Source organism: Alcaligenes pakistanensis, assembly GCF_014652815.1.
GTDB lineage: Bacteria > Pseudomonadota > Gammaproteobacteria > Burkholderiales > Burkholderiaceae_B > Alcaligenes > Alcaligenes pakistanensis.
This window is the reverse complement of the sequence record NZ_BMZN01000003.1, coordinates 558,097-582,555: the sequence shown is the minus strand read 5'-3', so window position 1 is coordinate 582,555 and position 24,459 is coordinate 558,097. Positions and strand designations below refer to the sequence as shown.

At 56.5% G+C, this 24,459-nt stretch carries 29 protein-coding genes; 4 read left to right on the top strand and 25 right to left on the bottom strand.

Translation table 11 applies throughout. The features are described from left to right. Positions 1-76: 76 nt before the first annotated feature. The 23 genes from tatC to IE156_RS11770 all read right to left on the bottom strand — a co-directional run bounded on the left by tatC (position 77) and on the right by IE156_RS11770 (position 16,063). Complete coding sequence (gene tatC, locus IE156_RS11880) at positions 77-850, bottom strand: twin-arginine translocase subunit TatC (RefSeq protein WP_189392733.1); 774 nt, start codon at positions 848-850, stop codon at positions 77-79. Continuing rightward, the gene (gene tatB / locus IE156_RS11875) at positions 847-1,338 is read right to left on the bottom strand and encodes a Sec-independent protein translocase protein TatB (RefSeq protein WP_189392732.1); all 492 of its coding nucleotides are present in this window, start codon (positions 1,336-1,338) and stop codon (positions 847-849) included. Before tatB ends, tatC begins: the two co-directional genes overlap by 4 nt. Positions 1,339-1,359: 21 nt before the next feature. Next, a complete protein-coding gene (gene tatA / locus IE156_RS11870; RefSeq protein ID WP_189392731.1) occupies positions 1,360-1,593 on the bottom strand; it encodes a Sec-independent protein translocase subunit TatA in 234 nt (77 codons plus the stop codon). 12 nt (positions 1,594-1,605) lie between these two features. Then, positions 1,606-1,974, bottom strand: a complete 369-nt coding sequence (locus IE156_RS11865; protein WP_189392730.1) for a histidine triad nucleotide-binding protein — start codon at positions 1,972-1,974, stop codon at positions 1,606-1,608. A gap of 83 nt (positions 1,975-2,057) precedes the next feature. Further along, entirely contained in the window at positions 2,058-2,411 is a 354-nt protein-coding gene (locus IE156_RS11860; protein WP_189392729.1) for a phosphoribosyl-ATP diphosphatase, read from the bottom strand. Then, positions 2,408-2,812: a phosphoribosyl-AMP cyclohydrolase gene (gene hisI, locus IE156_RS11855; protein ID WP_189392728.1), complete on the bottom strand. Its 405-nt coding sequence runs from the start codon at positions 2,810-2,812 to the stop codon at positions 2,408-2,410. The genes IE156_RS11860 and hisI overlap by 4 nt, the downstream gene beginning before the upstream one ends. Then, the gene (gene hisF, locus IE156_RS11850) at positions 2,812-3,603 is read right to left on the bottom strand and encodes an imidazole glycerol phosphate synthase subunit HisF (protein ID WP_189392727.1); all 792 of its coding nucleotides are present in this window, start codon (positions 3,601-3,603) and stop codon (positions 2,812-2,814) included. Before hisF ends, hisI begins: the two co-directional genes overlap by 1 nt. Next, a complete protein-coding gene (gene hisA, locus IE156_RS11845; RefSeq protein WP_189392726.1) occupies positions 3,600-4,340 on the bottom strand; it encodes a 1-(5-phosphoribosyl)-5-[(5-phosphoribosylamino)methylideneamino]imidazole-4-carboxamide isomerase in 741 nt (246 codons plus the stop codon). The genes hisF and hisA overlap by 4 nt, the downstream gene beginning before the upstream one ends. A 79-nt stretch (positions 4,341-4,419) precedes the next feature. Beyond that, positions 4,420-5,070: an imidazole glycerol phosphate synthase subunit HisH gene (gene hisH / locus IE156_RS11840; protein ID WP_189392725.1), complete on the bottom strand. Its 651-nt coding sequence runs from the start codon at positions 5,068-5,070 to the stop codon at positions 4,420-4,422. Between the two features lie 20 nt (positions 5,071-5,090). Beyond that, complete coding sequence (gene hisB / locus IE156_RS11835) at positions 5,091-5,678, bottom strand: imidazoleglycerol-phosphate dehydratase HisB (protein ID WP_094197990.1); 588 nt, start codon at positions 5,676-5,678, stop codon at positions 5,091-5,093. 25 nt (positions 5,679-5,703) lie between these two features. Next, complete coding sequence (gene hisD / locus IE156_RS11830) at positions 5,704-7,008, bottom strand: histidinol dehydrogenase (RefSeq protein WP_189392724.1); 1,305 nt, start codon at positions 7,006-7,008, stop codon at positions 5,704-5,706. A 128-nt stretch (positions 7,009-7,136) separates the two neighbouring features. Further along, positions 7,137-7,811: an ATP phosphoribosyltransferase gene (gene hisG / locus IE156_RS11825; RefSeq protein ID WP_189392723.1), complete on the bottom strand. Its 675-nt coding sequence runs from the start codon at positions 7,809-7,811 to the stop codon at positions 7,137-7,139. After that, the gene (murA, locus tag IE156_RS11820; protein WP_189392722.1) at positions 7,811-9,070 is read right to left on the bottom strand and encodes a UDP-N-acetylglucosamine 1-carboxyvinyltransferase; all 1,260 of its coding nucleotides are present in this window, start codon (positions 9,068-9,070) and stop codon (positions 7,811-7,813) included. Before murA ends, hisG begins: the two co-directional genes overlap by 1 nt. Further along, the gene (locus IE156_RS11815) at positions 9,063-9,311 is read right to left on the bottom strand and encodes a BolA family protein (RefSeq protein WP_153231292.1); all 249 of its coding nucleotides are present in this window, start codon (positions 9,309-9,311) and stop codon (positions 9,063-9,065) included. The genes murA and IE156_RS11815 overlap by 8 nt, the downstream gene beginning before the upstream one ends. Positions 9,312-9,315: 4 nt before the next feature. Further along, positions 9,316-10,074, bottom strand: coding sequence for an ABC transporter permease (locus tag IE156_RS11810; protein ID WP_189392937.1), 759 nt, complete (start codon positions 10,072-10,074; stop codon positions 9,316-9,318). A 95-nt stretch (positions 10,075-10,169) separates the two neighbouring features. Further along, positions 10,170-10,961, bottom strand: a complete 792-nt coding sequence (locus IE156_RS11805) for an ABC transporter ATP-binding protein (protein ID WP_009455490.1) — start codon at positions 10,959-10,961, stop codon at positions 10,170-10,172. A gap of 187 nt (positions 10,962-11,148) precedes the next feature. Next, positions 11,149-11,820, bottom strand: a complete 672-nt coding sequence (locus tag IE156_RS11800) for an MlaC/ttg2D family ABC transporter substrate-binding protein (protein WP_189392721.1) — start codon at positions 11,818-11,820, stop codon at positions 11,149-11,151. 38 nt (positions 11,821-11,858) lie between these two features. Then, positions 11,859-12,641 (bottom strand): MlaA family lipoprotein, encoded by a 783-nt coding sequence (locus tag IE156_RS11795; protein WP_189392720.1) that lies wholly within the window; start codon positions 12,639-12,641, stop codon positions 11,859-11,861. 38 nt (positions 12,642-12,679) lie between these two features. Further along, entirely contained in the window at positions 12,680-13,156 is a 477-nt protein-coding gene (gene mlaD, locus IE156_RS11790; RefSeq protein ID WP_189392719.1) for an outer membrane lipid asymmetry maintenance protein MlaD, read from the bottom strand. Positions 13,157-13,177: 21 nt separating this feature from the next. Further along, the gene (mlaE, locus tag IE156_RS11785) at positions 13,178-13,963 is read right to left on the bottom strand and encodes a lipid asymmetry maintenance ABC transporter permease subunit MlaE (RefSeq protein WP_189392718.1); all 786 of its coding nucleotides are present in this window, start codon (positions 13,961-13,963) and stop codon (positions 13,178-13,180) included. Next, entirely contained in the window at positions 13,960-14,784 is an 825-nt protein-coding gene (locus tag IE156_RS11780; protein WP_189392717.1) for an ABC transporter ATP-binding protein, read from the bottom strand. Before IE156_RS11780 ends, mlaE begins: the two co-directional genes overlap by 4 nt. A gap of 176 nt (positions 14,785-14,960) precedes the next feature. Next, positions 14,961-15,491 (bottom strand): chromate transporter, encoded by a 531-nt coding sequence (locus IE156_RS11775; RefSeq protein ID WP_189392716.1) that lies wholly within the window; start codon positions 15,489-15,491, stop codon positions 14,961-14,963. Then, positions 15,488-16,063 carry a chromate transporter gene (locus IE156_RS11770; protein WP_189392715.1) on the bottom strand — a complete coding sequence of 192 codons (576 nt, stop codon included), beginning with the start codon at positions 16,061-16,063 and terminating at the stop codon, positions 15,488-15,490. The genes IE156_RS11775 and IE156_RS11770 overlap by 4 nt, the downstream gene beginning before the upstream one ends. Before the next feature lie 643 nt (positions 16,064-16,706). Between IE156_RS11770 and IE156_RS11765 the strand changes: the two genes are divergently transcribed. The 3 genes from IE156_RS11765 (at position 16,707) to IE156_RS11755 (ending at position 21,061) form a co-directional block, all read left to right on the top strand. Then, positions 16,707-19,139 (top strand): 3-hydroxyacyl-CoA dehydrogenase/enoyl-CoA hydratase family protein, encoded by a 2,433-nt coding sequence (locus IE156_RS11765; RefSeq protein WP_189392714.1) that lies wholly within the window; start codon positions 16,707-16,709, stop codon positions 19,137-19,139. 19 nt (positions 19,140-19,158) lie between these two features. Beyond that, positions 19,159-20,352 (top strand): acetyl-CoA C-acyltransferase, encoded by a 1,194-nt coding sequence (locus tag IE156_RS11760; protein WP_189392713.1) that lies wholly within the window; start codon positions 19,159-19,161, stop codon positions 20,350-20,352. 256 nt (positions 20,353-20,608) lie between these two features. Continuing rightward, positions 20,609-21,061, top strand: coding sequence for a DUF7832 domain-containing protein (locus IE156_RS11755; RefSeq protein ID WP_189392712.1), 453 nt, complete (start codon positions 20,609-20,611; stop codon positions 21,059-21,061). Positions 21,062-21,075: 14 nt separating this feature from the next. On the opposite strand, the gene IE156_RS11750 is transcribed toward IE156_RS11755, so the two are convergent. Beyond that, the gene (locus tag IE156_RS11750) at positions 21,076-21,951 is read right to left on the bottom strand and encodes a DMT family transporter (protein WP_189392711.1); all 876 of its coding nucleotides are present in this window, start codon (positions 21,949-21,951) and stop codon (positions 21,076-21,078) included. A 123-nt stretch (positions 21,952-22,074) separates the two neighbouring features. Continuing rightward, positions 22,075-23,466 (bottom strand): aminotransferase-like domain-containing protein, encoded by a 1,392-nt coding sequence (locus tag IE156_RS11745; RefSeq protein ID WP_189392710.1) that lies wholly within the window; start codon positions 23,464-23,466, stop codon positions 22,075-22,077. A 128-nt stretch (positions 23,467-23,594) separates the two neighbouring features. Between IE156_RS11745 and IE156_RS11740 the strand changes: the two genes are divergently transcribed. Further along, on the top strand, positions 23,595-24,458 hold the full coding sequence (locus tag IE156_RS11740; RefSeq protein WP_189392709.1) for a DMT family transporter: 864 nt from the start codon (positions 23,595-23,597) through the stop codon (positions 24,456-24,458). The last annotated feature ends 1 nt before the right edge of the window (position 24,459 follow it).

The following is a 24,459-nucleotide window of genomic DNA, read 5'->3' as shown; positions in this document are numbered from 1 at the left end:
GCTCTCTATGTTGCTCTTGCAGGAGCGGCATAGAGAGCCATTTTTGTAGGGTTTGGCGGGTTTTACCTGTTTCTGTTTAGAGATCCAGTTCCCGACCTTCTTCTTCACTGCTTTGCGCTTCCCGCTTTTTGATCAGGCTAGCCGCCAAAATGCCTATCTCATACAGCAGGCAGAGCGGGGCCGCCAACAGAATCTGGCTGACAACATCCGGTGGTGTCACAACAGCGGCAATTACAAAGGCGCCCACAATGACGTAGCCACGAATCTCACGCAGCTTGGCAACAGTGACGACACCGGTTTTAACCAGCAAGATGACCGCAATAGGCACTTCAAAAGTGATGCCAAAGGCCATGAACATCGTCATGACAAAGCCCAGATAGGCTTCGATGTCAGGGGCTGGCGTAATCGATTGCGGAGCAAAAGATGCGATGAAGTGAAATACAGTGCGGAACACCACGAAATAACAGAAAGCCATCCCGGCCATGAACAGCAAGGTGCTGGTCATGATCAGCGGCAAGGCCAATTTCTTTTCATGGTTGTACAAGCCAGGGGCGATAAAGGCCCAGGCTTGGTAAAGCACGACAGGCAAGGCCAGCACAAAGGCGGCCATCAGCGTGACTTTGACCGGCACCATAAAGGGCGTGATCACCCCGGTGGCAATCATGCGCGTCCCTTCAGGCAGGGAGCTCATCATGGGCTGCGCCAGCACGTCGTAAATGGCTGAGGCACCCGGATAGGTGAACAGCACAATAAATATCCCTACCACCGCAATCACGGCCCGCAACAGACGGGTGCGTAACTCGATCAGGTGGGAGATAAAGGTATCTTCTTGAGGCGTGTCGGAGCTCATGCCGTAGGTCCTTTAGGAGTAGAGGCGGGAGCATCCGTAGGACGGGGAGCGTCGTCACTGGCTGGCGCGGCGGGCGCTGGCTGGGCGGCTGCATCCTGGGTGGCAGGTTCAGCAAGCGATTCTGTTGCTGGCGCGTCGGGCTGGGCAGAAGCCGTACCGGTGGTATCCGAAAAGGCTTTGCGTGCCGAATCCGACGCGTTTTGCAAGGTGTCACGAGCTTCGGTCAGGGGCTGGCTAATGCTTTTACCCGTGTCCTCAACGGAGCTGCGTACTGAGCGTGCCGCATCTTCCATTTGATCTTTGAGCTTGTTGACCTCGTCCAGATTGATTTCACGTTGGATATCGGACTTGACCTCACTGACGTAACGCTGCGCACGGCCAAGCAAATGCCCGGCTGTGCGTGCCACTTTGGGAAGACGCTCGGGACCGATGACGATCAAGGCGACTACGCCGATCAGGAGTAGCTCGGTAAAGCTGATATCAAACATTGAGACTCACACAGAAGGGGATCAGGTGCGATCGGATTTTTCCTTGGCCTGCACGTCGATCGTTTGAGGATCGGCAGCGCGTTGGCTGACGGTTTCTGGCGCTTTTTCGTCTTCGGAGACGTCTTTCACGCCTTCTTTGAAGCCTTTAACAGCACCGCCCAGATCCGAGCCGATATTACGCAGTTTTTTGGTGCCGAAAACCAGGGCAACGATGACCAAAACGATCAGCCAGTGCCAGATGCTAAAGCTACCCATAATGTATCTCCCTTAAGCAGCCATGGCTGCGCGTTGTTGCCATGGGCGCTCACCGCCCAAGATGTGCATGTGTAAGTGGTTGATTTCCTGCCCGCCATCCAAACCATTATTGATGACAACACGGAAACCGCCTTCAGGGCCGGGGCGACAACCAGCCTGTGCGGCCAGGGAAGGTGCCAAAGCCATCATTTTACCCAACCATTCGCTGTCCTGACCCGATACGTCCTGTAAAGAGACGATGTGTTTCTTGGGGATTACCAGAATATGGATAGGTGCGGCTGGGTTGATGTCGTGAAAAGCCAGAAAGTCTTCGTCCTCGTATATTTTTTTGGACGGGATCTGATCGGCCGCAATTTTACAAAAAAGACAGTTCTCGCTCATAACAACCTCGGTAGCGAGGCACTCGCTGGGCAAGTGCCGAAAATCTAGGTATTAGTACAGTGTAGCGCGACTAGATGACAGGATTACACCTGATCCTTAGGCCGCGAAGCTTTTTCTTCCAGCCCCGATGTGCCTTCGCGGCGCAGCAGTTCTGTCAACACATCCCGGGGTTCCAGACCGAAGTAGGTCAGGGTTACCAGGCTATGAAACCACAGGTCGGCGGTTTCATAGACAATGCGCTCGCGATCTTCGTCTTTAGCCGCCATGACGAGCTCGGTGGCTTCTTCGCCGACCTTCTTCAAAAATGCATCCGGGCCTTTGGCAAGCAGCTTGGCCGCGTAGGACGAAGAAGGGTCCCCACCTTGTGCAGGCAGACGGGATTTCAGCGTGCGGCTCAGATGATCGAGTATGGTGTCGACGGTCAGTTGTTCGCTCATCGGTAGATATGCTCCGGGTCTTTCAGGACAGGGTCAACGGTGACCCATTGTGCATCGTCGCTTTGGCCTTGCAGCTGGCGAAAGAAGCAGCTTTCACGTCCTGTGTGGCAGGCGATCTGGCCGACCTGCTCCACACTAAGCAAAATAACGTCGCCGTCACAATCCAGACGTAAATCGCTGACATGCTGTACGTGGCCCGACTCCTCGCCCTTGCGCCATAGACGCTTGCGAGAACGCGACCAGTACACGGCTCGGCCGGTGCTGACGGTCTCTTGCAGTGATTCCTGGTTCATCCAGGCCACCATCAAGATTTTGCCCGTGGCCTGATCCTGCGCAATGGCGGGAATCAAACCTTGTTCATCAAAACGAATTTCAGCCAGCCAAGCCGGTAAGTCAGCCATTAGCGTCGCACCTGAATACCTTGCGCAGCCATGAAATCTTTGGCTTCGGCAATAGTGTGTTGACCATAGTGGAAGATGCTGGCGGCCAGCACGGCGCTGGCGCCGCCCTGAATCACGCCATCGGCCAGATCTTGCAGGCCGCCCACGCCACCCGAGGCGATGACGGGGATGGAAACCGCATCGGAAACTGCGCGGGTCAGGGCCAGATCAAAGCCAGATTTGGTGCCGTCGCGGTCCATGCTGGTCAGCAGCAATTCGCCTGCGCCGTATTCGGCCATGCGTGCTGCCCATTCCACAACATCCAGACCGGTTGCGCGGCGACCGCCGTGGGTAAACACTTCCCAGCGGGGTGTTTCGTTGTCAGCGCTGACGCGGCGTGCGTCAATCGCCACAACCATGCATTGTTTGCCATGATGGTCGCTGGCCGCACGCACCAGATCAGGGTTGCTGATGGCGGCGCTGTTAATGGACACTTTATCCGCACCGGCATTAAGCAGGCGTTGAATATCAGCCACTTCACGCACACCGCCACCCACCGTCAGGGGGATGAAGATCTGGCTGGCCACCTGTTCGATGATGGGCAAAATCAGATCACGGTTGTCCGAGGTGGCGGTAATGTCCAGAAAAGTCAGCTCGTCGGCGCCCTGGTCGTTGTATTTGCGGGCGATCTCGACCGGGTCTCCGGCATCCACCAGATCCACAAAGTTGATCCCTTTGACCACGCGCCCTGCCGTTACGTCCAGGCAGGGGATGATGCGGCAGGCTAGTTCGTTAGCAACATCCTGGCTCATGCCTGGTACTCGTCGGCATAGGTTTGTGCCTGTGCAAAGTCCAGGGTGCCTTCGTAAATGCTACGGCCCAAAATGACGCCTTCAACCCCTTCGTGTTCGACTGCACACAGGTTTTCGATGTCTTTCAGGTTGGTCACGCCACCAGAGGCGATAACCGGAATCTTGACGTGCTGGGACAGCGCGACAGTGGCTTCAATATTGACGCCTGTCAGCATGCCATCACGGCCGATGTCGGTGTAGATAATGGATTCGCAGCCGTAGTCTTCAAATTTCTTGGCCAGATCCAGTACGTCGTGACGAGTCAGCTTGCTCCAGCCGTCGGTAGCGATTTTGCCATCACGAGCGTCCAGGCCAACAATGATGCTGCCGGGAAAGGCACTGCAGGCATCTTGCAGGAAGCCGGGGCTTTTGACCGCCGCGGTGCCAATGATGACGTAGGTCATGCCGGCGTCCAGGTAACGCTCGATGGTATCCAGGTCACGGATGCCGCCGCCGATCTGTACGGGAATTTCACCGTCGATCGCAGCAATAATGGATTTGATGGCTTCGCTGTTCTTGGGCTTGCCGGCAAAGGCGCCGTTCAGGTCCACCAGATGCAGGCGCCGGGCCCCTTGTTCCAGCCACTGTGTTGCTATTTTGGCCGGATCTTCCGAGAAAATAGTGGCGTCATCCAGGTCACCCTGGCGAAGGCGCACACAACGCCCGTCTTTAAGGTCGATGGCGGGAATCAAAAGCATGGTCTTTAGCCGTAAAAAACGTAAGAAATACTGGATCGGGAAAAAGGGCAGAAAAACGCTGTGGAGGCTGGGTGAATCATCATGGCTTCCAGTTAGCGAAATTCCGGAACAGTTGCAGGCCGTTATCGGCACTTTTCTCAGGATGGCATTGCAACGCGAAAATATTAGCGTTTGCTATCGCCGAGGTAAAGCGTTGGCCATAGTGTGTCGAACCACAAGTTTGATCTATATGCAGTGGATCGGCAAAGTAGCTGTGTACAAAGTAAAAGAATGCGCCGTCCTCAATGCCGGCCCATAGGGGATGGTCTTGAGTTTGGTGTACGCGGTTCCAGCCGATATGGGGCACTTTTAGCCCAAGGCCAGAGTCTGCAGGATCACTGCTTTTGTAGTTTGGGCCTTCAAAGCGGCGTACTTGGCCGGGGATCAGGCCTAAACAAGGGACGTCACCTTCCTGGCTGGAGTCGAACAGCATTTGTTCGCCTACACAGATGCCCAATAAGGGTTTGCTGCGTGCGGCCGTCAAGAGGGCGTTGCGCAAACCGGATTGATCCAGGTGGGCCATGCAGTCGGGCATGGCACCCTGGCCGGGTAGGACAACCCGGTCCGCATCCAGAATGGCTTGGGAAGTTTGAGCAAGAATGATGCGCGCATCAGGTGCGGCGGCATGCAGTGCTCGGGCAACCGAGAAAATGTTGCCCGAACCGTAATCGACAATAGCGATAGTGGTCACGATATGTGTCCGAAGGACGTTTACAGAACCCCTTTGGTCGAAGGCACCACGCCTTCGCTACGTGGGTCCAGCTCCAGAGCCATACGCAATGCTCGGCCAAAGGCTTTGAACACGGTTTCGCACTGGTGGTGTGCGTTTTCGCCGCGCAGGTTATCGATGTGCATAGAAACCAGGGCGTGATTCACAAAACCCTGGAAAAACTCGCGTGCCAAGTCTACATCGAACTGGCCGATTCGTGCGCGGGTAAAGGGCACAAAATAAAATAGGCCGGGACGACCGGAGAAGTCCACGACGACGCGCGACAGGGCTTCATCCAGCGGGACATAGGAGTGCCCGTAGCGGCGCAAGCCGGCTTTGCTGCCCACAGCCTTGGCAAAAGCCTGGCCCAGCGCAATGCCGATGTCCTCGACGGTATGGTGATCGTCGATGTGGGTATCGCCCTCACAGTGCACGTCCAGGTCAATCAGACCGTGGCGGGCAATCTGGTCCAACATGTGGTCCAGAAAAGGCACGCCGCTGTTGAGCGAGTGACGGCCGGTGCCGTCCAGGTTAACGGCCACGCGGATGCGGGTTTCATTAGTATTGCGGGTAATCTCGGCGGTACGCATATCAGAGCCGGCGGCAAGGCCGGTATCAGGATTGGTTCAATCGGAATTGCGCGCTGGCAGCGTGGGCGTACAGCCCCTCGCCTTGAGCCAGCGTAGCGGCTATGGGTCCCAGTGTCTGGGCGCCTGATTCGGAAACCTGAATAATGCTGCTGCGTTTCTGGAAATCGTAGACGCCCAAGGGTGACGAGAAACGCGCAGTGCGTGCCGTCGGCAGGACATGGTTAGGCCCGGCACAGTAATCGCCCAGCGATTCAGAACTGTAAGGGCCTAGGAAAATGGCGCCAGCATGGCGAATTTTGCTCAACAATTCCTGGGCGTTCTGGGTAGAGACTTCCAGGTGTTCCGGCGCGATATGGTTGCTGATCTTACAGGCCTCGTCCAGGTCGCGGACGTGGATCAAGGCACCGCGGCCAGACAAGCTGCGGCGGATGATGTCCGCGCGTGGCATGGTGGGCAGCAGGCGTTCGATAGCGGCTTCAACCTGATCCAGGAAATCTGCATCAGGACATAGCAAGATTGCCTGGGCCAGCTCGTCGTGTTCGGCCTGGGAGAACAGGTCCATGGCCACCCAGTCAGCAGGAGCACTGCCGTCACTGATGATCAGGATCTCGGAGGGGCCGGCAATCATGTCGATCCCCACCACGCCAAAGACGCGGCGCTTGGCAGCAGCCACATAGGCGTTGCCGGGGCCAACAATCTTGTCCACGGCCGGGATCGTGTCCGTGCCGTAGGCCAGAGCGCCGACGGCTTGTGCGCCACCAATGGTGAACACACGGTCTACACCGCCTAAAGCGGCGGCAGCCAGCACGATGGGGTTGCGTATGCCATCGGGCGTCGGCGTAACCATGATTAGTTCAGCAACGCCAGCCACTTTGGCAGGGATAGCATTCATTAGAACGGAAGAAGGGTACGCTGCCTTGCCACCGGGAACATACAGCCCCACGCGATCCAGGGCCGTAACTTGCTGGCCTAGCACGGTGCCATCGGCTTCCGTGTAGGTCCAGGTTTCAGTGCGTTGGTGCTCGTGGTAACGACGTACGCGTTCGGCTGCTTGTTCCAACGCCTGGCGTTGTTCCGCAGGCAGGCTGTTCAGTGCCGCTACAAGTTCTTCTTTAGAGATTTCCAGTGCCGATGCCTGGTCAACGCTCAGGCGGTCAAAGCGTTGGGTGTAATCCAATAGAGCCGTGTCTCCTTCATGCTGGATACGATGCAAGATCTCAGCACACGCGTGCTCGATAGACGCGTCCTCAGACGCTTCGTAAGCCAGTAGAGTGCGCAGTTCAGCATCGAACTGGGCGGATTGGGAGTTCAGGCGATGGATCAGTGACATGTCGCTATAGGAAAAAGCTAAGGATCAAGGACCAGTGTATAACATTTCGCTTAGGCAAAAGGCGGTCTGCGCCTTTTGCCTAAGCATGATCTACCGGCTGTTTCCCTTTATCAGGAAAAGGGGGTGTGTTACTCGTCCACCGAGGCGCGGGAGAAAGCGTCGATCAGGGGTTGCAGCTGTGCACCGCGGTTCTTCATGGCAGCCTGATTAACGATCAAGCGCGAGGAGATGGGGCTGATATCTTCCACTTCCACTAGCTTGTTGGCGCGCAGGGTGCCACCACTGGAAACCAAGTCCACAATAGCATCGGCCAGACCGACCAGTGGCGCCAGTTCCATGGAGCCATACAGCTTGATCAGGTCCACATATACGCCCTTGCTGGCAAAGTGTTCGCGCGCAGCACGGGTGTATTTGGTGGCGATACGCAGGCGTGAGCCTTGCTTGACGGCGGAATGATAGTCAAAACCCTCAGCCACAGCCACACACAGGCGGCAGCGTGCAATGTTCAGGTCCACGGGCTGGTATAGACCGCCTGGGTGCTGTTCCATGTGCTCGTACAGCACGTCCTTGCCTGCAATCCCAATATGGGCGGCACCGTATTGCACATAGGTCGGCACGTCCGTGGCACGCACAATAATCAGACGCAGGTCAGGACTATTGGTTGGCAGGATCAGTTTGCGCGACGTTTCAGGGCTTTCCAGCACCTTGATGCCTGCCTCTTCCAGCAAAGGCAGGGTTTCGTCAAAAATCCGGCCTTTGGACAAGGCCAGCGTCAGGGGTTGATTTAAACCGGCGGGACTCATTAGGTTTCCTTGCTGCTGATTCGCTCGATGTTGGCACCTACGGCCTGAAGCTTGGCTTCCATGCGGTCGTAGCCACGGTCCAGATGGTAGATGCGTTCGACGGTGGTGTCACCCCGAGCGGCCAGGCCGGCAATGACCAAACTGGCCGAGGCACGCAAGTCGGTTGCCATAACGGTGGCGCCTGTCAGGTAGGGGACGCCGGTAATGACGGCCATATGGCCTTCGATCTCAATTTGTGCGCCCAGGCGATTGAGTTCCTGCACGTGCATGTAGCGGTTTTCAAAGATGGTTTCCACAACCGAGGCAGTGCCTTCAGCCAGGGTATTCAAGGCCATCAATTGGGCTTGCATGTCCGTGGGGAAGCCGGGGTATTCGCTGGTGCGGAAACCGACTGCCTTGGGGCGCTCATTCATGCTGGCCTTGATCCAGTCAGGGCCAGTTTCGATGTGCAGGCCCGCTTCGCGCAGCTTGTCCAATGTCGCGCCCATGGCGTCGGCATCGGTGTTGCGCAAGGTCAGTTCGCCACCTGTGGCGGCAACGGCACACAGAAAGGTTCCGGTTTCGATACGGTCCGGGCAAATGCGATGTGTGGCACCGTGCAGGCGCTCTACACCATCAATGACAATGCGGTCCGTGCCGTGGCCCTGAATCTTGGCGCCCATTTTGATCAGCAACTCAGCCAGATCAATAATTTCCGGTTCGCGGGCGGCGTTTTCCAGAATGGTTTGGCCTTCTGCCAGCACGGCGGCCATCATCAGGTTTTCAGTACCGGTGACGGTCACCATATCGGTACGTACGACCGCGCCACGCAAACGTTTGGCGCGGGCATTCACAAAGCCGTGTTCGACATGGATCTCGGCACCCATGGCCACCAGCCCTTTGATGTGCTGGTCCACGGGGCGTTGACCAATGGCGCAGCCACCGGGCAGGCTGACGCGGGCTTCACCGAAGCGGGCCAGCAAGGGGCCCAGCACCAGAATCGAGGCGCGCATGGTTTTCACCAGCTCGTAAGGCGCTTCCAGATTGGTGATGTTGCCCGCATTCAGGGCCAAAGTGCCATTGCGCTCCTGGGTGACACCCAACTGCCCCAACAGCTTCAGCGTGGTGTCGATATCGCGCAGGCGTGGGACATTATCCAGGTACACCGTGTCGGCAGTCAGCAGACTGGCACACAGAATGGGCAGGGCGGCGTTTTTCGCGCCAGAGATAGTGATCTCGCCATTCAGGCGTTGTCCGCCCGTGATACGTAATTTATCCATTCGGATTGGCCTTGTATTCGTCGGGGGTAAGCGTGCGCATGGACAGGGCGTGAATTTCAGCTTTCATCCGGTCGCCCAAGGCCTTGTAGACCAATTGGTGACGGGCGATCAGGCGTTTGCCTTCAAAGGCAGCGCTGACAATCAGGGCCTCAAAGTGCGAACCATCGCCTTGCACTTGCAAGTGTTCACAGGGCAGGTTGTCGGCAATGTATTGGTGAACTTGTTCGGGGGTCGGCAACATGAAATCAATTCCGTAATTTATAGCCTGAGGCAAGCAGGCGTAGCGAAATCAGACACAGCGCAACAAAGACGCTGGCGACAACGGTCAAGCTGAACCACGGAGAAATGTCCGAGGCGGCAAAGAAACCGTAGCGGAATCCGTCAATGGTGTAGAGCAGCGGATTCCAGTGTGAAACAGATTGCCAGAAGGGCGGCAAGCTATGAATCGAATAAAACACACCTGACAGAAAGGTGGCGGGCATGATCAGAAAGTTCTGGAACGCCGCCAGCTGGTCGAATTTTTCAGACCACAAGCCGGCGATCAGCCCCAAGGTGCCCATGATGCCGCAAGATAGGATGGCAAAGACCAATACCCATAAGGGATTGGCAATGGGCAGGGACACAAAGAACAGGGAAACCAGCCAGACACAGAGTCCCACGCAGACGCCACGGGCGATGGCCGCCAGCAGGTAAGCGGCGAAAATTTCGCGGTGCGAGAGCGGTGGCAGCAGGATAAAGACCAGGTTGCCTGTGATACGGCTTTGAATCAGTGACGATGAGGGGTTGGCAAAGGCGTTTTGCAACATGCTCATCATCATCAGGCCTGGAATCAGGAAGGCGGTATAGGGCACGGAGTCGTACACCGTGACGCGGCCTTCCAGTACGTGGGCGAAAATCAGCAAGTACATCAGCGCCGTCAGTACCGGGGCGGCAATGGTCTGAAAGCCCACTTTCCAAAAACGCATCAGCTCTTTGCGCAGCAGCGTTGGAAAGCCCGACCCCATTTTAGGTTGCGGTGGCAGGTTCAATGTCCCGATCTTGGCGGCCGGTGCGTCCGTGTTCTGAGGTACACCCCAGTGTTTGGGGGAATTGTTCTGGTTCACAGTGCAACCCCCATTTTTCCTTCGTTATGCATGATGCGCACAAAAGCATCCTCCAGATCGTGGCCACCTGCACGCTCCATGATGGCTTGCGTGGTATCCAGGGCAACGATCTTGCCACTTTTGAGCATGGCCAGCCGGCCACAGAGGGCCTGGGCCTCTTCCAGGTAGTGCGTGGTCAGCAAAATGGTGTGGCCTTGTTGATTCAGGCGGATGATGAACTCCCACAGTGTGCGTCGTAGATCCACGTCTACCCCGGCAGTGGGTTCGTCCAGAATAATGACAGGGGGGCGGTGTACCAATGCCTGGGCCACCAGGACACGGCGCTTCATGCCGCCAGACAAGGCACGCATATTAACGTCGGCCTTATCGCTCAGGGCCAGATTGGCCAGAATTTCGTCGATCCAGTCGTCGTTGTTTTTCAGGCCAAAGTAGCCTGATTGCAAGCGTAGCGTTTCACGGACGGTGAAAAAGGGATCGTAAACAATTTCCTGTGGCACCACGCCCAGCGACTGGCGGGCCTTTTGGTATTGGGTGCGCACATCGTAACCACAGACGCTGACCTGGCCACTGGTCGGACGGGTCAGACCCGCCAGCATGGAGATCAAGGTGGTTTTTCCCGCACCATTCGGACCCAGCAAGCCAAAAAACTCGCCATGTTCGATCGTCAGGCTGACCTGATCGACGGCCAGAAAACCGGCATCGGAGCGGGGAGGTGAAAACAGGCTTTTGAGTCCCCGGCTTTGGGGGGCGAAGCGTTTGCTGACGTTATCTAGTTTGAAGGCGGACATGGCAATTTCGGTAGGCCTGACGCGGGTGGAGCGGTGATGGTCGTCGCTAAAGCGTCTTTGTTAACTAAACAGGCCTACGCATGGGCGTAGACCTGTTTGGGTGGTGGTCAGGCTCTTTATTATAGAGTACGACTCTGGTCTGCTTAAGTGTGCAAGACCGAAGGCACCGTGCTTGCCACGGCCTGGCTTAGCTGTTTTGTTTGTTCAAGGCCTGGATCAAGCCATCAATACCGCCTTGCTCAATTTGCTGGGCGAACTGGTTGCGGTAATTCTGGATCAGCCAGATGCCTTCTACGTTCAAGTCATAGATTTTCCAGCCATCCGGTGTTTTTTCCAGACGGTAGTCCACGCCGACCGGGCCGCCATTAGGCTGGGTCAGGGAAGAACGTACGACGACGTCATCGGCATTGGCATCACCACGGAAAGGCAGAATGGTCAGCTGGGTTTTGGCATCGACGCGGGACAGAGCTCCACTATAGGTACGCACCAACGTGCCCTTGAAGGCATCAACCAGCTTTTGACGCTGCTCTTCGTTAGCCTGACGCCAGTAGCGGCCAGCGGCTAAACGGGTTGTCTTTTCCAAATTGACGTAGGGCATGATGTGAGCGTTGACCGCGGCCGTAATAGCAGCACGATCACCCTTGCGGATGGACTCGCTTTCCTTGACGACTTGCAATGCTTGATTGCCGACAGTTTCAACAAACTTGTTGGGTTCCCCTTTGGGATCAGCGGCTTGTGCTTGGGCTGCAACAGCATGCAAACACAGAGCCAGAGCGGCACAGGCGGTCAGGAACCAGGAAATAAGGCGAGAGGGAGAGGACTGCAAAGCAGTCCCGCCCAAGGCGGGACGGGAAATCATAAAAAACTCCAGATGTGTGTTCTGCGGGCAGGGCGTTTTTATTCGTCTGCGTCCGAGTAATCAGGCAAGTCCTGGCTGGTGTCGCCGCCGGTACGGCGTACTTGCACCAAGGCGTGGCGTCGTTGCAGGTAAGCGTCGCGTATGAAGCTGTAGCGGTCAAGCGCGATGTCGTTAACAAGTTTTTCTGCGTCCAACACACCCGCGCGGGCATCCAGGGCCCACAGACCCATAATGCTGTTGCGTACGGGTACATCCTTGATGGCCATGATCGGGCCGGTGGACGAGAAGCCTTCCAGGAAGCTGGTGCCGCGTGCCACACCGTCGCGCACGGTGCTAGGGCCAAAGAATGGCAGCACGACGTAAGGACCGGATTTGATACCCCATACACCCAGCGTTACGCCAAAGTCATTGGGAATACGCTGCGAGCCGTTCATGGTGGCCACGTCGATACAACCGCCCAGGCCCATGGTCGAGTTAAACAGGACTCGGCCCAGGGTGTTGAAGAAGTCGATGTGCTCGCCTTGCAGGAAGCTGTTGACTGCCGACCAGGCATCGCCCAGGTTATTGAAAATATTGCCAACGCAAGTACGTACAGGCTGTGGCGTCAGGGCTTTATAGCCTTCGGCAATCGGTTTGATCAGCGCACCGTCCACGTTTTCGTTGAAAGCGTAGATGCCACGGTTCATGCTTTCCCAAGGGTCTTGCGGATTGGGGTTGGGCACACTGGCGCAACCGGCCACAAAGGCAGCACTGGCACCGATCAGGCTCAAACGGACTCCACGAGGCAGGGAGTAAGAGCGGCGAGTTGTTGTTGTATTCATGGTTGTGTCGTCTGTAATGAGCATGAGGCAGCGGTGTATTACTCCGTTTTGGAGTCGCCTTCTTTGGAGGCTGTGTTGTAGAGGAACTTGCTGATCAGTTCTTCCAGCACAACCGCGCTTTGGGTATAGGTAATGGTGCTACCGCCTTGCAGGTCTTTATCGTCGCCACCGGCTGTCAGGCCAATGTACTGCTCGCCAAGAAGGCCCGAGGTCAGGATAGAGGCCGAGGTATCCAATGGAAATTTGTAGTGCTCATCCATATCCAGCGTGACTATGGCCTTGAAGTCCTGGTTGTCAAAGCCAATGGAGCCTACCCGGCCGACGACTACGCCGCTGGCCTTGATGGGCGCACGGGGCTTCAAGCCACCCAGATTATCGAATTTGGCTGATACCTGGTAGGTTTTGGCAAAGGAAAAAGAACTGAGGTTACCCGCACGCAGGGCCAGGAACGCCAGTGCGACCAGCCCTAGCAAAACAAACAGGCCAACCCAGAAATCGGTTTTCTCGCGATTCATAGCTGAGCAATTCCTAAATAGTTAACTGAACATAAGGGCGGTGAGCAGGAAGTCCGTGCCCAATACCGCCAGTGCGCCGCTTACAACCGTACGAGTGGTCGCGCGAGAAACGCCTTCGGGGGTGGGTTTGGCGTGCCAGCCCATATACAGGGCGATCAAGGTCACGATCAGGCCAAACACAAGGCTTTTGATCACACCGTTGAGCACGTCATCAATGACATCGACGCCATTTTGCATCTGCGACCAGAATGCACCTGCATCAATGCCGATCATTTGTACACCGACGATATAGCCACCCAAAATGCCGACCATAGAAAATACGGCAGCCAGGATGGGCATGGCAATAATGCCGCCCCAAAAACGCGGCACCAGCAGTCGGCGCAAGGGGTCTACCGCCATAACTTCCATGGCGGCAATCTGTTCACCGGCTTTCATCAAGCCGATTTCAGCCGTCAGTGAGGTGCCCGCCCGGCCCGCAAACAACAGGGCGGTGACGACGGGGCCCAGTTCACGAACCAAGGACAGGGCCACCAGCAGGCCCAGGGCCTCTTCAGAACCATAGCGGTTCAGCGTGTAATAGCCCTGCAAACCCAAGACAAAACCCACGAACAGACCCGAAACGGCAATGATCAGTAGTGAATAGTTGCCAATAAAGTGAATTTGCTGGGAAACCAGGCGCGGACGCTGCCAGAGCAGGGACGAGCGTGCCAGCAAGGCGGCAAACAAGCGGCTGAAGGCACCCAGGCCATAAATGCTGCTGCGTATAGCCGCGCCTAGTGCATTAATCGGGGCGGTGATGAAATTCATGAGCGCGTCGTCCGATTCTGCAGCCAGGCTTCAAAGGCTGGGGTGCTGGGATAGTTAAAGGCGATAGGGCCGTCGGGCTCACCACGCAGGAATTGCTGGACATAAGGGTCTTTAGACGCACGCAGCTCGGTGGGGGTGCCTTGGGTCAGCAAACGTCCTTGGCCAACAATATAGACCTGGTCGGCAATAGCAAAGGATTCCGCCACGTCGTGCGTAATCAGTACCGAAGCGCAGTTCAGGCGGTTCGTCAGGTTGCGAATCAATTGCGCGGTAATCCCCATGGAAATCGGGTCCAGACCGGCAAAGGGTTCGTCGTACAGAATCAGTTCGGGTTCCAGCACAATGGCGCGAGCCAAGGCGACCCGGCGTGCCATCCCGCCTGAAATTTCGCTAATTCCCAAATGGGCTGCGGTGCGCAAGCCCACGGCATCCAGCTTGTCCAAAACACGGTCCTGAATCTCGGTTTCGGACGAGCCTGTCAGTTCCCGTAAGGGGAAGGCGACGTTTTCAAACACGTTCAGGTCGGTAAACAAGGCACCTTGCTGAAACAGTACACCCATGCGTTGACGGGTCTGGCGCAGGGCTTCGTGGTTGAGTTTGGCCAGGTCCTGACCAAAAACCGTAACAGTCCCTTTCTGCGCGCGGATTTGCCCTGTCGCGGCCCGCAGAAGTGTTGTTTTTCCGGAACCTGAGCCCCCCATCATGGCGACTACTTGGCCCTTCTGAACGGTCATGGAGACGTCCGCCAGCACGGTGAAGGCACCATAGCCCAGCGAGGCAGCATCCAGATTTAGTACGGCTTGGTCAGTATTTACAGCCATGTCGCGGGCAAAATGGGATAAAAGGACCTGCCATTGTACCGCTTGCGCGTCTGGCGGCTCAATGTCTTACGTACGATAAGCGCGGGATTGGGACGTTTTGTGGCCCTGGACACAGCTGCTTACTGAATAGGTGCTTGGAACGGGAAAATAGATCCTTAAGAAGTGCCAGATTTGTCTCAGGAGGCCGGCTGGATCACAGCAAAAAGCAGTCCGCCGCCTGCTAGCAGCCATAAGGGGTTGATGCGGCTAAGCAATAGCGCGGCAGCACAGGCCAGGGCTGTGCTCCAAGCCCATAAGCCGCCCTGAGCCGCTTTCAGAATGGTACCGCTGGCGGCCAGAATCATGCCCGCCGCAATCGGCAACAGACCGGCCTCGATCGCGCGAATCATCCGCGTGCCCTCATAGCGCTTCCAGATCGTGGCCAAGTAATAAATCAGCAGGGCCGAGGGTAGAAAAATAGCGATGGACGCCGCTAATGCACCCGCCCATCCCGCTGCTTTCCAGCCCACCAGCGTGACCAGTAAGGACTTGGGGCCGGGTGTCAGGCGCGACAGGGCAAACAGATCCAGGAACTCCTGATTGCTGAGCCAGCCATGAATCTCCACCGATTGCCGATGGATTTCAGGAATGATGCTTTGCCCGCCACCAATAGTCAGAAAGGATAAGGGCGCAAATACGCGCATCAGCTGCAGCAAAATCGTGATCATGACGGGTCAGCCTGCGATTGGCCTTGTTGTAGCCAGGCGTGCCAGATGGATAAGGGGGCACAGATCAGGATGACGGGGATCAGGTTCCACTCCATGACGAAGATGCCTGCAAAAACGGCCACCATCAGGGTAATCGGTATTAGGCCATTGGCTGCACGACGTGCGGAACGCACCCCCATTTCCAGGGACAGGCCAATGGCTGCCGCCGCAATTCCGGCCATGATCTGGGGCACCAGGGTGGAGCCGGTCAGTTGCTCCAGACCTATCAGCATCAAAATCGCCAGCAGCAGTGGGGGCACCACCATGCCTAGCGTTGCGACCAGTGCGCCACGGCCTGCCTGCAGGCGGTAGCCAATCCAGATAGAGAGGTTGACGACATTAATGCCGGGCAGGGCCTGAGACAGAGCCAATCCGCTCAAAAAGTCATCCTGGCTCATCAATCGGCGCTGTACGACGAATTCGCGCATCAACCAACCACTCAAGCCCCCGCCAAAGCTGGTCAGGCCAATGCGGGCAAAGATCAGAAATAAAGCGCTTAAGGATAAAGGAGCGGGTTCTTGGGGCCGGGTCATAAGGCAATCAGGACGGATGGGCTCTTAAGTGTGAAAGTGAGAGCATTCTGGCATACAAAATAAGCTGATTTTGCCTTCTTGTGGACTTGAGGGGGCGAGCGGCACGTCGTTTTTTGGGGTTGGGGAGAGGGGCTGGGCTCTAGAAGGTGAAATTTAATACTTGGACGGTCTGGGCTTGTTAGGGGGCGAAGGACTTGTCATTTGTTTGAATTATTTAAGAATAAAAATAAATAAAATATGAAATAAAAATTAAATAAAAATAAAAATAAAATAAATAGAAAAAATAATAAAAAAATCCTGAAGCTATACCTGATGCCTGCTTGGGGAGGTCTGTCTGTTGCTCTCCTGGTGGAGGGGCGAAATGATCTCTTTATATCTTCAATCTATTGAAATAAAAGGGATTGAAACGATCGTTTGAATTCTTCGATGGTTTGCAGACCAGCTTGGCAGGTCGTTTGGGCGACCGCCATGGACAGATTGATGCAGATGTATTTGATCTATACCCGACTTTGATTGAAAATGGAAAAGACTTTATGGTCTTAAAACCAGTTGTGCGTGTACGATTATTCGATTGCCTCGCATCGTAGAGCGTCCGTTTGGGAGCTTACGCTGCGTGGGGTTTCAGTTTCCTGGAGACAAACCTATGACATCTAGTTCAGCCAGTGCAGTGACGGGCAGTGCCCGTACCTTGCGTCGGGTCGCCGTGTGCGGTGCCGGCGTTATGGGCGCGCAAATTGCCGCCCATTGCGTGAATGCGGGCATACCAGTGGTTCTGTTTGATCTGCCTGCCCGCGAGGGTCCGAAGAGTGGCATCGCCATCCGTGCAATTGCCAATTTGCGAAAAATGAATCCCGCTCCCTTAGGGACGCCAGATCTGGCCGAGCTGATCGAGCCCGCTAACTACGAAGACAATCTGGATCGTCTAGCCGACTGCGATCTGGTGATTGAAGCCATTGCCGAGCGGCTGGACTGGAAACAGGATCTGTATCGCAAGATCGGGCCAGCTTTAAACCCTCACGCCATCATCGCCAGCAATACCTCGGGCTTGTCCATTACTTCTCTGGCAGATGTCTTGCCCGAAGCGTTACGCCCACGTTTTTGCGGTGTGCACTTTTTCAACCCGCCCCGCTACATGAGTTTGGTGGAGTTGATCCCAACGAAATACACCCAGCCAGAGTTGCTGGATACCCTGGAAACCTTCCTGGTATCGCAACTGGGCAAGGGCGTGGTTCGCGCCAAAGATACCCCTAACTTCATCGGTAATCGTATCGGTGTATTTGGCATTCTGTCCGTGTTTGAGCAGGCGAACCGTTTCTCCCTGACTTACGAACAGGTTGATGAATTAACGGGCACTCGCTTGGGTCGTGCTAAATCGGGTACTTACCGCACCGCTGATGTGGTGGGCTTGGATACGCTGGCCCATGTGATCCGCACCATGCAGGATCAATTGCCTGATGACAGTTTCAAAGCTCACTTCGGTCTGCCGCCAGAAGTGCAGGGCCTGATTGATGCCGGTGCACTGGGTCAAAAGACCGGCGCGGGTTTTTTCCGCAAGAAGGGCCGTGAGATCCAGCGTTTCGATGCCCAGCAGCGTGATTACGTTGCCGCTGACCAGAAGATCGATCCAGATGTTGCTGCTATTCTGGCTGTGCGTGACCCGGCTGAGCGCTTGCGCCAGCTGCGCGAGTCCGATAAGCCACAAGCTCAATTTGTGTGGGCCGTGCTGCGCGACACGTTCCACTACAGCGCCATTCATCTGCAAGATATTGCTGACAACGCCCGTCAATTGGACTTGGCCTTGAAATGGGGCTTTGGCCACAAACAAGGCCCCTTCGAGATCTGGCAAGCGGCCGGATGGCGTCAGGTGGCCGAGTGGATCAATCAGGATATTCAAGACGGTAAAACGCTTAGCAGCCAGGCGCTACCAGATTGGGCCACCCGTGGTCCCGTGTGGGAGGCGCAAGGCGTACATACTGCCGCTGGTTCCTGGAATCCATCGCAATCACGTTTTGAGGGCCGTAGCGAGCTGGCCGTGTATCAGCGTCATATCGGCACACCTTTGCTGGTGGGCGAAGTCGATGCGCTGGAAACTCGCACGGTTTTTGAAGATGAGTCGGTTCGTTGCTGGACTCTGCCAGCCCCACATCCCCAAGATGTGCTGATCGTTTCCTTCAAAACCAAGATGCACACGCTTAGCCCCGGTGTGGTCACAGGTGTTTTCAAAGCGGTTGAACTGGCTGAGGCCTCCTACCAAGCATTGGTCATTGCCCAGGACGGCGATCCCTTCTCGGCAGGTGCTGACCTGAAAGCTATCTTGCCTTTGTTCGAGAAAGAAGGTGTGGCGGCGGTTGAGCCGGTAGAGCGCGCCATGCAGGACATGGTTCTGCGTATTCGCTATGCACAAGTGCCCGTGGTGGCTGCCGTTGCCGGTCTGGCCTTGGGTGGCGGTTGCGAGTTGGCTGTGCATTGTGCGCACCGTGTTGCCCACTTTGAGTCCTACATCGGTTTGGTGGAAGTGGGTGTGGGTCTGGTTCCGGGCGCAGGTGGCTTGGCGTACTCCGCTCGCCGCTCTGCGGAGTTGCAGGCAATGGGGGCTCCTGATGCGCCTTTGCTTGCGTACTTGAAGCGCTTTGCTCTGGCTATTGCCAGCGCTCAAGTGTCGCGTTCGGCCTTGGATGCTCGCCAACTGGGTTTCCTGAAAGAGTCCGACACTATCGTCATGAACCGTCAGGAACTGGTTTTTGTGGCCGTGCGTCAGGCACAGGCTCTGGCTAGCGCCGGTTGGCGTGCTCCATTGCCACGTCGCTTCCCGGTCGCAGGACGCGATGGTATCGCCACGTTGAAAGCCCAACTGGTGAATATGAAAGAGGGTGGTTTTATCTCGGAATATGACTTCCATATCGCCGAGAAGGTCGTAACCGTGATCTGCGGGGGCGATGTTGATCCAGGCTCGCTGGTTGATGAAGCATGGATGATGGCGCAAGAGCGGCAGGCTTTCCTGGAGCTGCTCAATACCCCCAAGACCCAGGAACGTATTACTGGGATGTTGACCACTGGCAAGCCAGTGCGTAACTAGAGCGGATCAAGGAGTAGACATGACTGTACAACAAGCTTATATCGTCGCTGCCAAGCGTACGCCCATCGGCAAAGCGCCTCGTGGTGTGTTTTCGTCCTACCGCCCTGACGAGCTGTTGGCCGAAGCCATTCGCGGAACACTGGCTGGTGTGCCCAACCTAGACCCGGCTGCTATTGAAGAAGTGGTGGCGGGTTGCGCTCTGCCTGAAGGCCCACAAGGCTTTAACGTTGCGCGTATCTCGGCCTTGCTGGCTGGCCTGCCACATACCGTGGCGGGCATGACTGTGAACCGTTTCTGCGCTTCGGGTTTGAGTGCCATCGCCATTGCTGCCGACCGTATCCGTACGGGGCAGGCCGACATTATTGTGGCCGCCGGTGTGGAATCCATGAGCCAGGTCCCGGTAATGGGTGTCGGCACCACATTTAGCCCCGAAATTTTTGCTTCGGATGAAAACTACGGCATTGCTTACGGCATGGGCTTGACCGCCGAGGAAGTTGCTCGCCAGTGGAAAGTGTCCCGCGAAGATCAGGACGCCTTTGCGTTGGCATCGCACCAGAAGGCCGTCAAGGCCTGGGAGTCGGGCGAGTTCACGGGTGAAGTCTTGCCCGTATCGGTGACACGCCGTCAGCCTAATCTAGCCACCCAGGAAATCACGGTCAAAACGCAAGTGGTTGACCGTGACGAAGGCCCGCGTCCCGATACCAGTCTGGACGTGCTGGGCAAGTTGCGTCCTGTATTTGCGGCACGTGGCTCGGTGACAGCAGGGAACAGCTCGCAGATGTCCGACGGTGCGGGCGCTTTGCTGGTGGTGTCCGAGCGTGCTCTACGCGAACACAATCTGACGCCTTTGGCTCGCTTTGTGACTTTCTCGGTTCGTGGCGTGCCGCCGCAGATCATGGGTATCGGCCCTAAAGAAGCCGTACCTCATGCCCTGGCGTTGGCGGGCCTGAAGCAAGATCAGATGGATTGGATCGAACTGAACGAAGCCTTTGCCGCTCAGTCTCTAGCGGTGATTCGTGATTTGGGCCTGGACCCAGAGCGCGTCAACCCGCTGGGTGGTGCGATTGCCATGGGCCACCCTCTGGGTGCGACCGGTGCCATGCGTGCCGCGACCGTTGTTCATGCTTTGCAGCGCCGTCAGTTGAAATACGGCATGCTGACCATGTGCATCGGTACAGGCATGGGAGCCGCCGGGATTTTCGAGCGTACGTAATTCCAGGTCTGACCCTGGTTTTATCTCTGCGTTGCAGCAAGCCGCCTTCGGGCGGCTTTTTTATTGGGTCGAATGGCGATGCTGCGCCTTAGGGCTGGCCTACTCGATGTCCTGTAACAAGCGCATGAGGCAATGGTCGCCCAGAGGACTGTAAAAACACGATTGACCCGCTGTATGATCGAGATACCGATCAAAGATAGAGCACACTCAAGCAACTGCTTCCCAAGGATATACGCCTAATTACGGAGGTACGACATTGAATACGCACACTGATCCCGTTAAATATGACGCCGTGGACTGGCATGTAGGCGGCGATTACCCAGCCGAGCTGGGCTCACAAGGCGGACGTACGCACATTGGCATGTATTTGGCCTGGCTTGTTGAACGTGGGCTGATGGCCAATGCTTTTTTGGACCGTTTCCCCAACGAGGTCCGACAGTGCCGTGATCACATGCTCAAAGGCTCGCAACTGCTGCAAGAGTGTTGTGATGATGTGCTGGTTAGCGAAGATATGTCGGAGTTAGGCAAGGCTTTCAGTGATTTTTACTACGACGACCTTTACCTAGACGACTACGTAGAGACGCTGGATGATGAGGTTTTGCCGTCTATCTACCATGTGCCTGACGATTGGGACAGCTATGAGACCCTGCGTCCGGTTTTGGAGCAACGTTACCAGCACTGGCGTCAGGAGCAGGGCTTAGACACCTAATCCCTGTCGCTGGCTCACGCTGTTTTGCGCTTGCCGATCAGACCTGTCGCCAGCAAGGTGCCAAACAAGACGGTGCTCATGCCTATCAGCATTTGGGCGGTAAGGGCTTCGCCCAGCAGCAAGGCCCCCCATAGCACCCCGAACGGCGGCACCAAAAAGGTGACCGTAATGGTTTTGGACGGGCCTACATTGGATAGCAGGCGGTAGAAGATCAGATAGGCGACAGCGGTACACAGCAAAGAGAGCGACAGCGCGGCGCCCCAGGCATGCAGGCCGGGAAGCTGTGCAGGCCACCAGAAAATAGCAACGGGCAGCAAAATTAAGGTTGCGCTGACCATACTGCCAGCGGCCACGGCTTGCGGTTGTACGCCTCGCAGATAACGAGCAGTAAAGTTGGCCGCAATGCCGTAGAACACCGTCGCTAGCAAAGAGGCCAGCACGGCCCAGCCTGCGGCTCCCTGGTTAAAACTGAGCTTGTCGTAGACTAGAATCAGAATCCCTAAAAAGCCCAGGCAGAGCCCCAGTATGCGGTTGCGTGTCAGACGCTCTTTTAGCCAAACGCGGGCGACCAGTGCGCCAAACAGAGGGGCCATCGCGTTCAAAACGGCTAATAGCCCGGATTCCAGCCGCAGGGCCGCAAAGGCGTACAAGGAGAAAGGCACAGCCGCATTAAGTACCCCCAAGGCAAAGATCGGTTTCCAGTTCGCCAGAAAATCAGGCAAGCGACCTGTTACGGTGATGTAGCTCATCAAAGCCAGGGCACTGACACCTACACGAACTGCCGTCAGCGGGAAGGGGCCAAACTCAGGGACCGCTTGAAGCGTAAATAAAAACGAGCTGCCCCAGATGGCAGCCAGCAGGAATAAATCGCGTAAGTCTTTGGGGGACATGGAATTGGGTCGGTGGTGGCGGTCCGCAGGGGCCGCATAACAGCGCTGATTGTAATCCTCCCGCTGCGGCGCGGACATCGGATCTTGGCGTGCAAGGTGCTGGTCTGAAGCCCCCCTGACTCTTTAAACCGACAGTTCTTTATCAAGAGCACGTTTCAGCACCTTGAAGATGCGCTTGTCGTTACATTGCGCGACGTTGAAACGCAGAAAACGGGCTGCGTCCGGTGCTTGGCTAAGCACAGGGCCGGGGGCCAGTACCACGCCATGGGGCAGACAGGCACGAGCCAGGCTCAAGGCGTCATGTTCTTCGGGCAAGGCTGCCCATAAGAACATGCCCTCGCGGGGGCGTAGCCAAGGTGTCAGGCCTAGTTGCTCCAGCTGCACCATGGTTTGGTCCATGGCTTTGGACAAGCGGTAGCGCACCCGCTCCAGATGCTTGCGGTAGCCGCTATCGCTAAGCGCACTGTACAAAATGTGTGAGGCCAAGCGGTTGCTGCTGAAACTGGTGGCGGTGCGTAAATCCACCAGGCTTTCGATCCAGGGGGATTGGGCGGCGATATAGCCGCAGCGCAAGGAGGCCGATAGCGTTTTGGAAAAACTGCCTATCTGCACAACACGGGACAGGCCATCTAGCGCGGCCAGCCGGGTGGCGGGGCGGGTTTCCAGATCACCGAAGATGTCGTCCTCGATGATGTAGAGGTCAGCCCGCTGCGCCATAGCCAAAACACTGTGCGCAGTGGTGGCGGATAGACGGGCTCCAGTGGGGTTATGGATGCCGGAGTTGGTAATGTACAGGCGGGGTTTGTGTTCCTGCAGGGCGACTTCAAAAGCATGCAGATCCGGCCCTTGGTGTGTGTAGGGCACGCTGGCTACCTTGGCTCGGTGAGCCCGCAACAAAGCATGGAAATTGAAGTAGCAGGGGTCGTCCACCAGCACGGTATCGCCGGGCTCCAAAAAGAAGCGGCAGATCAGATCAATGGCTTGGGTGCCTGAGTCGGTCAGCATAATTTGATGGGGGGCGGCGTCAATCTCGGATTGCACCAGACGACGGGCCAGCAGTTGTCGTAAAGGCTCCAGACCCAATGGGGAGCCATAATCCGTCAAATCCTCGTTGGGGCTGCGGGCGGCTTTGCGTAAACCCCGGCGTACGCCTTGATCGTACATCCAGTCTGATGGAAGCCAGCCACAGCCAGGCATCAGCATGTCTGCGCTGGCTTCCAAGGATTGGCGTGAAATCCATAGAGGGTCGATATCCCGGTCCAGCGCAGGCTCCAGGGCCGACAGACTTAAAGGCGCTAGCGGAGCCGTGACATAAAAGCCGGAGCCAGGGCGAGCCTCGATCAGACCTTCGGCGGCCAGTCGTCCATAGGCCTCCACAATAGTGGATACCGATACCCCGGCCGATTTGGCTTGAGCGCGTACAGAAGGCAGTCGGGTGCCCGGCGGGTAAGTGCGTGCGGCGATGCGTTCGCGCACAGATTGCATGACGTGGTCGATGCGGGAAAAAGAGGGCATGAGTAGGGCCAAAGCACGGTGTATGGGTCTAGTAAGCAGTACAGTTTTTTAAAACTGTACTGGACTGTGCCTGTGTATGCTGGCATGGCTGTGTTGTACTGACAAGCTTCTTTGTTGGAGCGTGAAAGATGGATAGCAAGGCAGTCAGCTGGCTCAATGGCTTTGTAGGGGTAGCGATTTTTGCGGGCTCCTTACCGGCGACGCGTGTCGCGGTATTGGGCTTGGACCCCTTTTTTCTGACCGGAGCGCGTGCCGTGGTGGCCGCTTTGTTGGCCGCCAGCTGGTTGCTGATCGGACGTGTTGCCCGCCCACAAAAATCTGATCTACCTTCGTTGGCGCTGGTTGGTTTCGGAGTGGTGTTGGGTTTTCCTTTGCTGACCGCATTGGCCTTGCAACACATCACGTCGGCCCACTCTATTGTCTTTCTGGGTTTGTTGCCTTTGTGTACGGCGTTGTTCGGTGTGATTTTGGCGGGTGAACGGCATAAGCCGGTGTTTTGGGTGTTTTCGGTATTGGGTAGTGCCCTGGTCGTTAGCTACGCCGCCCGTGAAGGGCTGGATGTTGCCTGGCAGGGGGATTTGTATATGCTGGCCGCCGTAGTGGTGTGCGGCATGGGCTATGCCGAGGGCGGACGCCTTTCACGTCGTTTGGGGGGCTGGCAGGTTATTTGCTGGGCCTTGGTGTTGTCCTTACCTTTTATGTTGGTGATGATGATCTGGTTTTGGCCCGCAAGTTTTAGTGGTGTTGCCTCTTCCGCCTGGGTGGGTTTTGCCTACGTGTCGGTCTTCAGTATGTTTTTGGGTTTTGTGTTTTGGTATCGGGGGCTGGCGCAGGGCGGGATTGCGGCTGTCGGTCAGCTTCAGTTGCTCCAACCCTTTATGGGTTTAGGTCTGGCCGCCGCTTTGCTGGGCGAGACTGTCAATGCCAGCATGATCTGGGTGACGGTCGGTGCAGCGCTGTGTGTGGCTGGAGCCCGTCGCTTCGCCTCCTGAA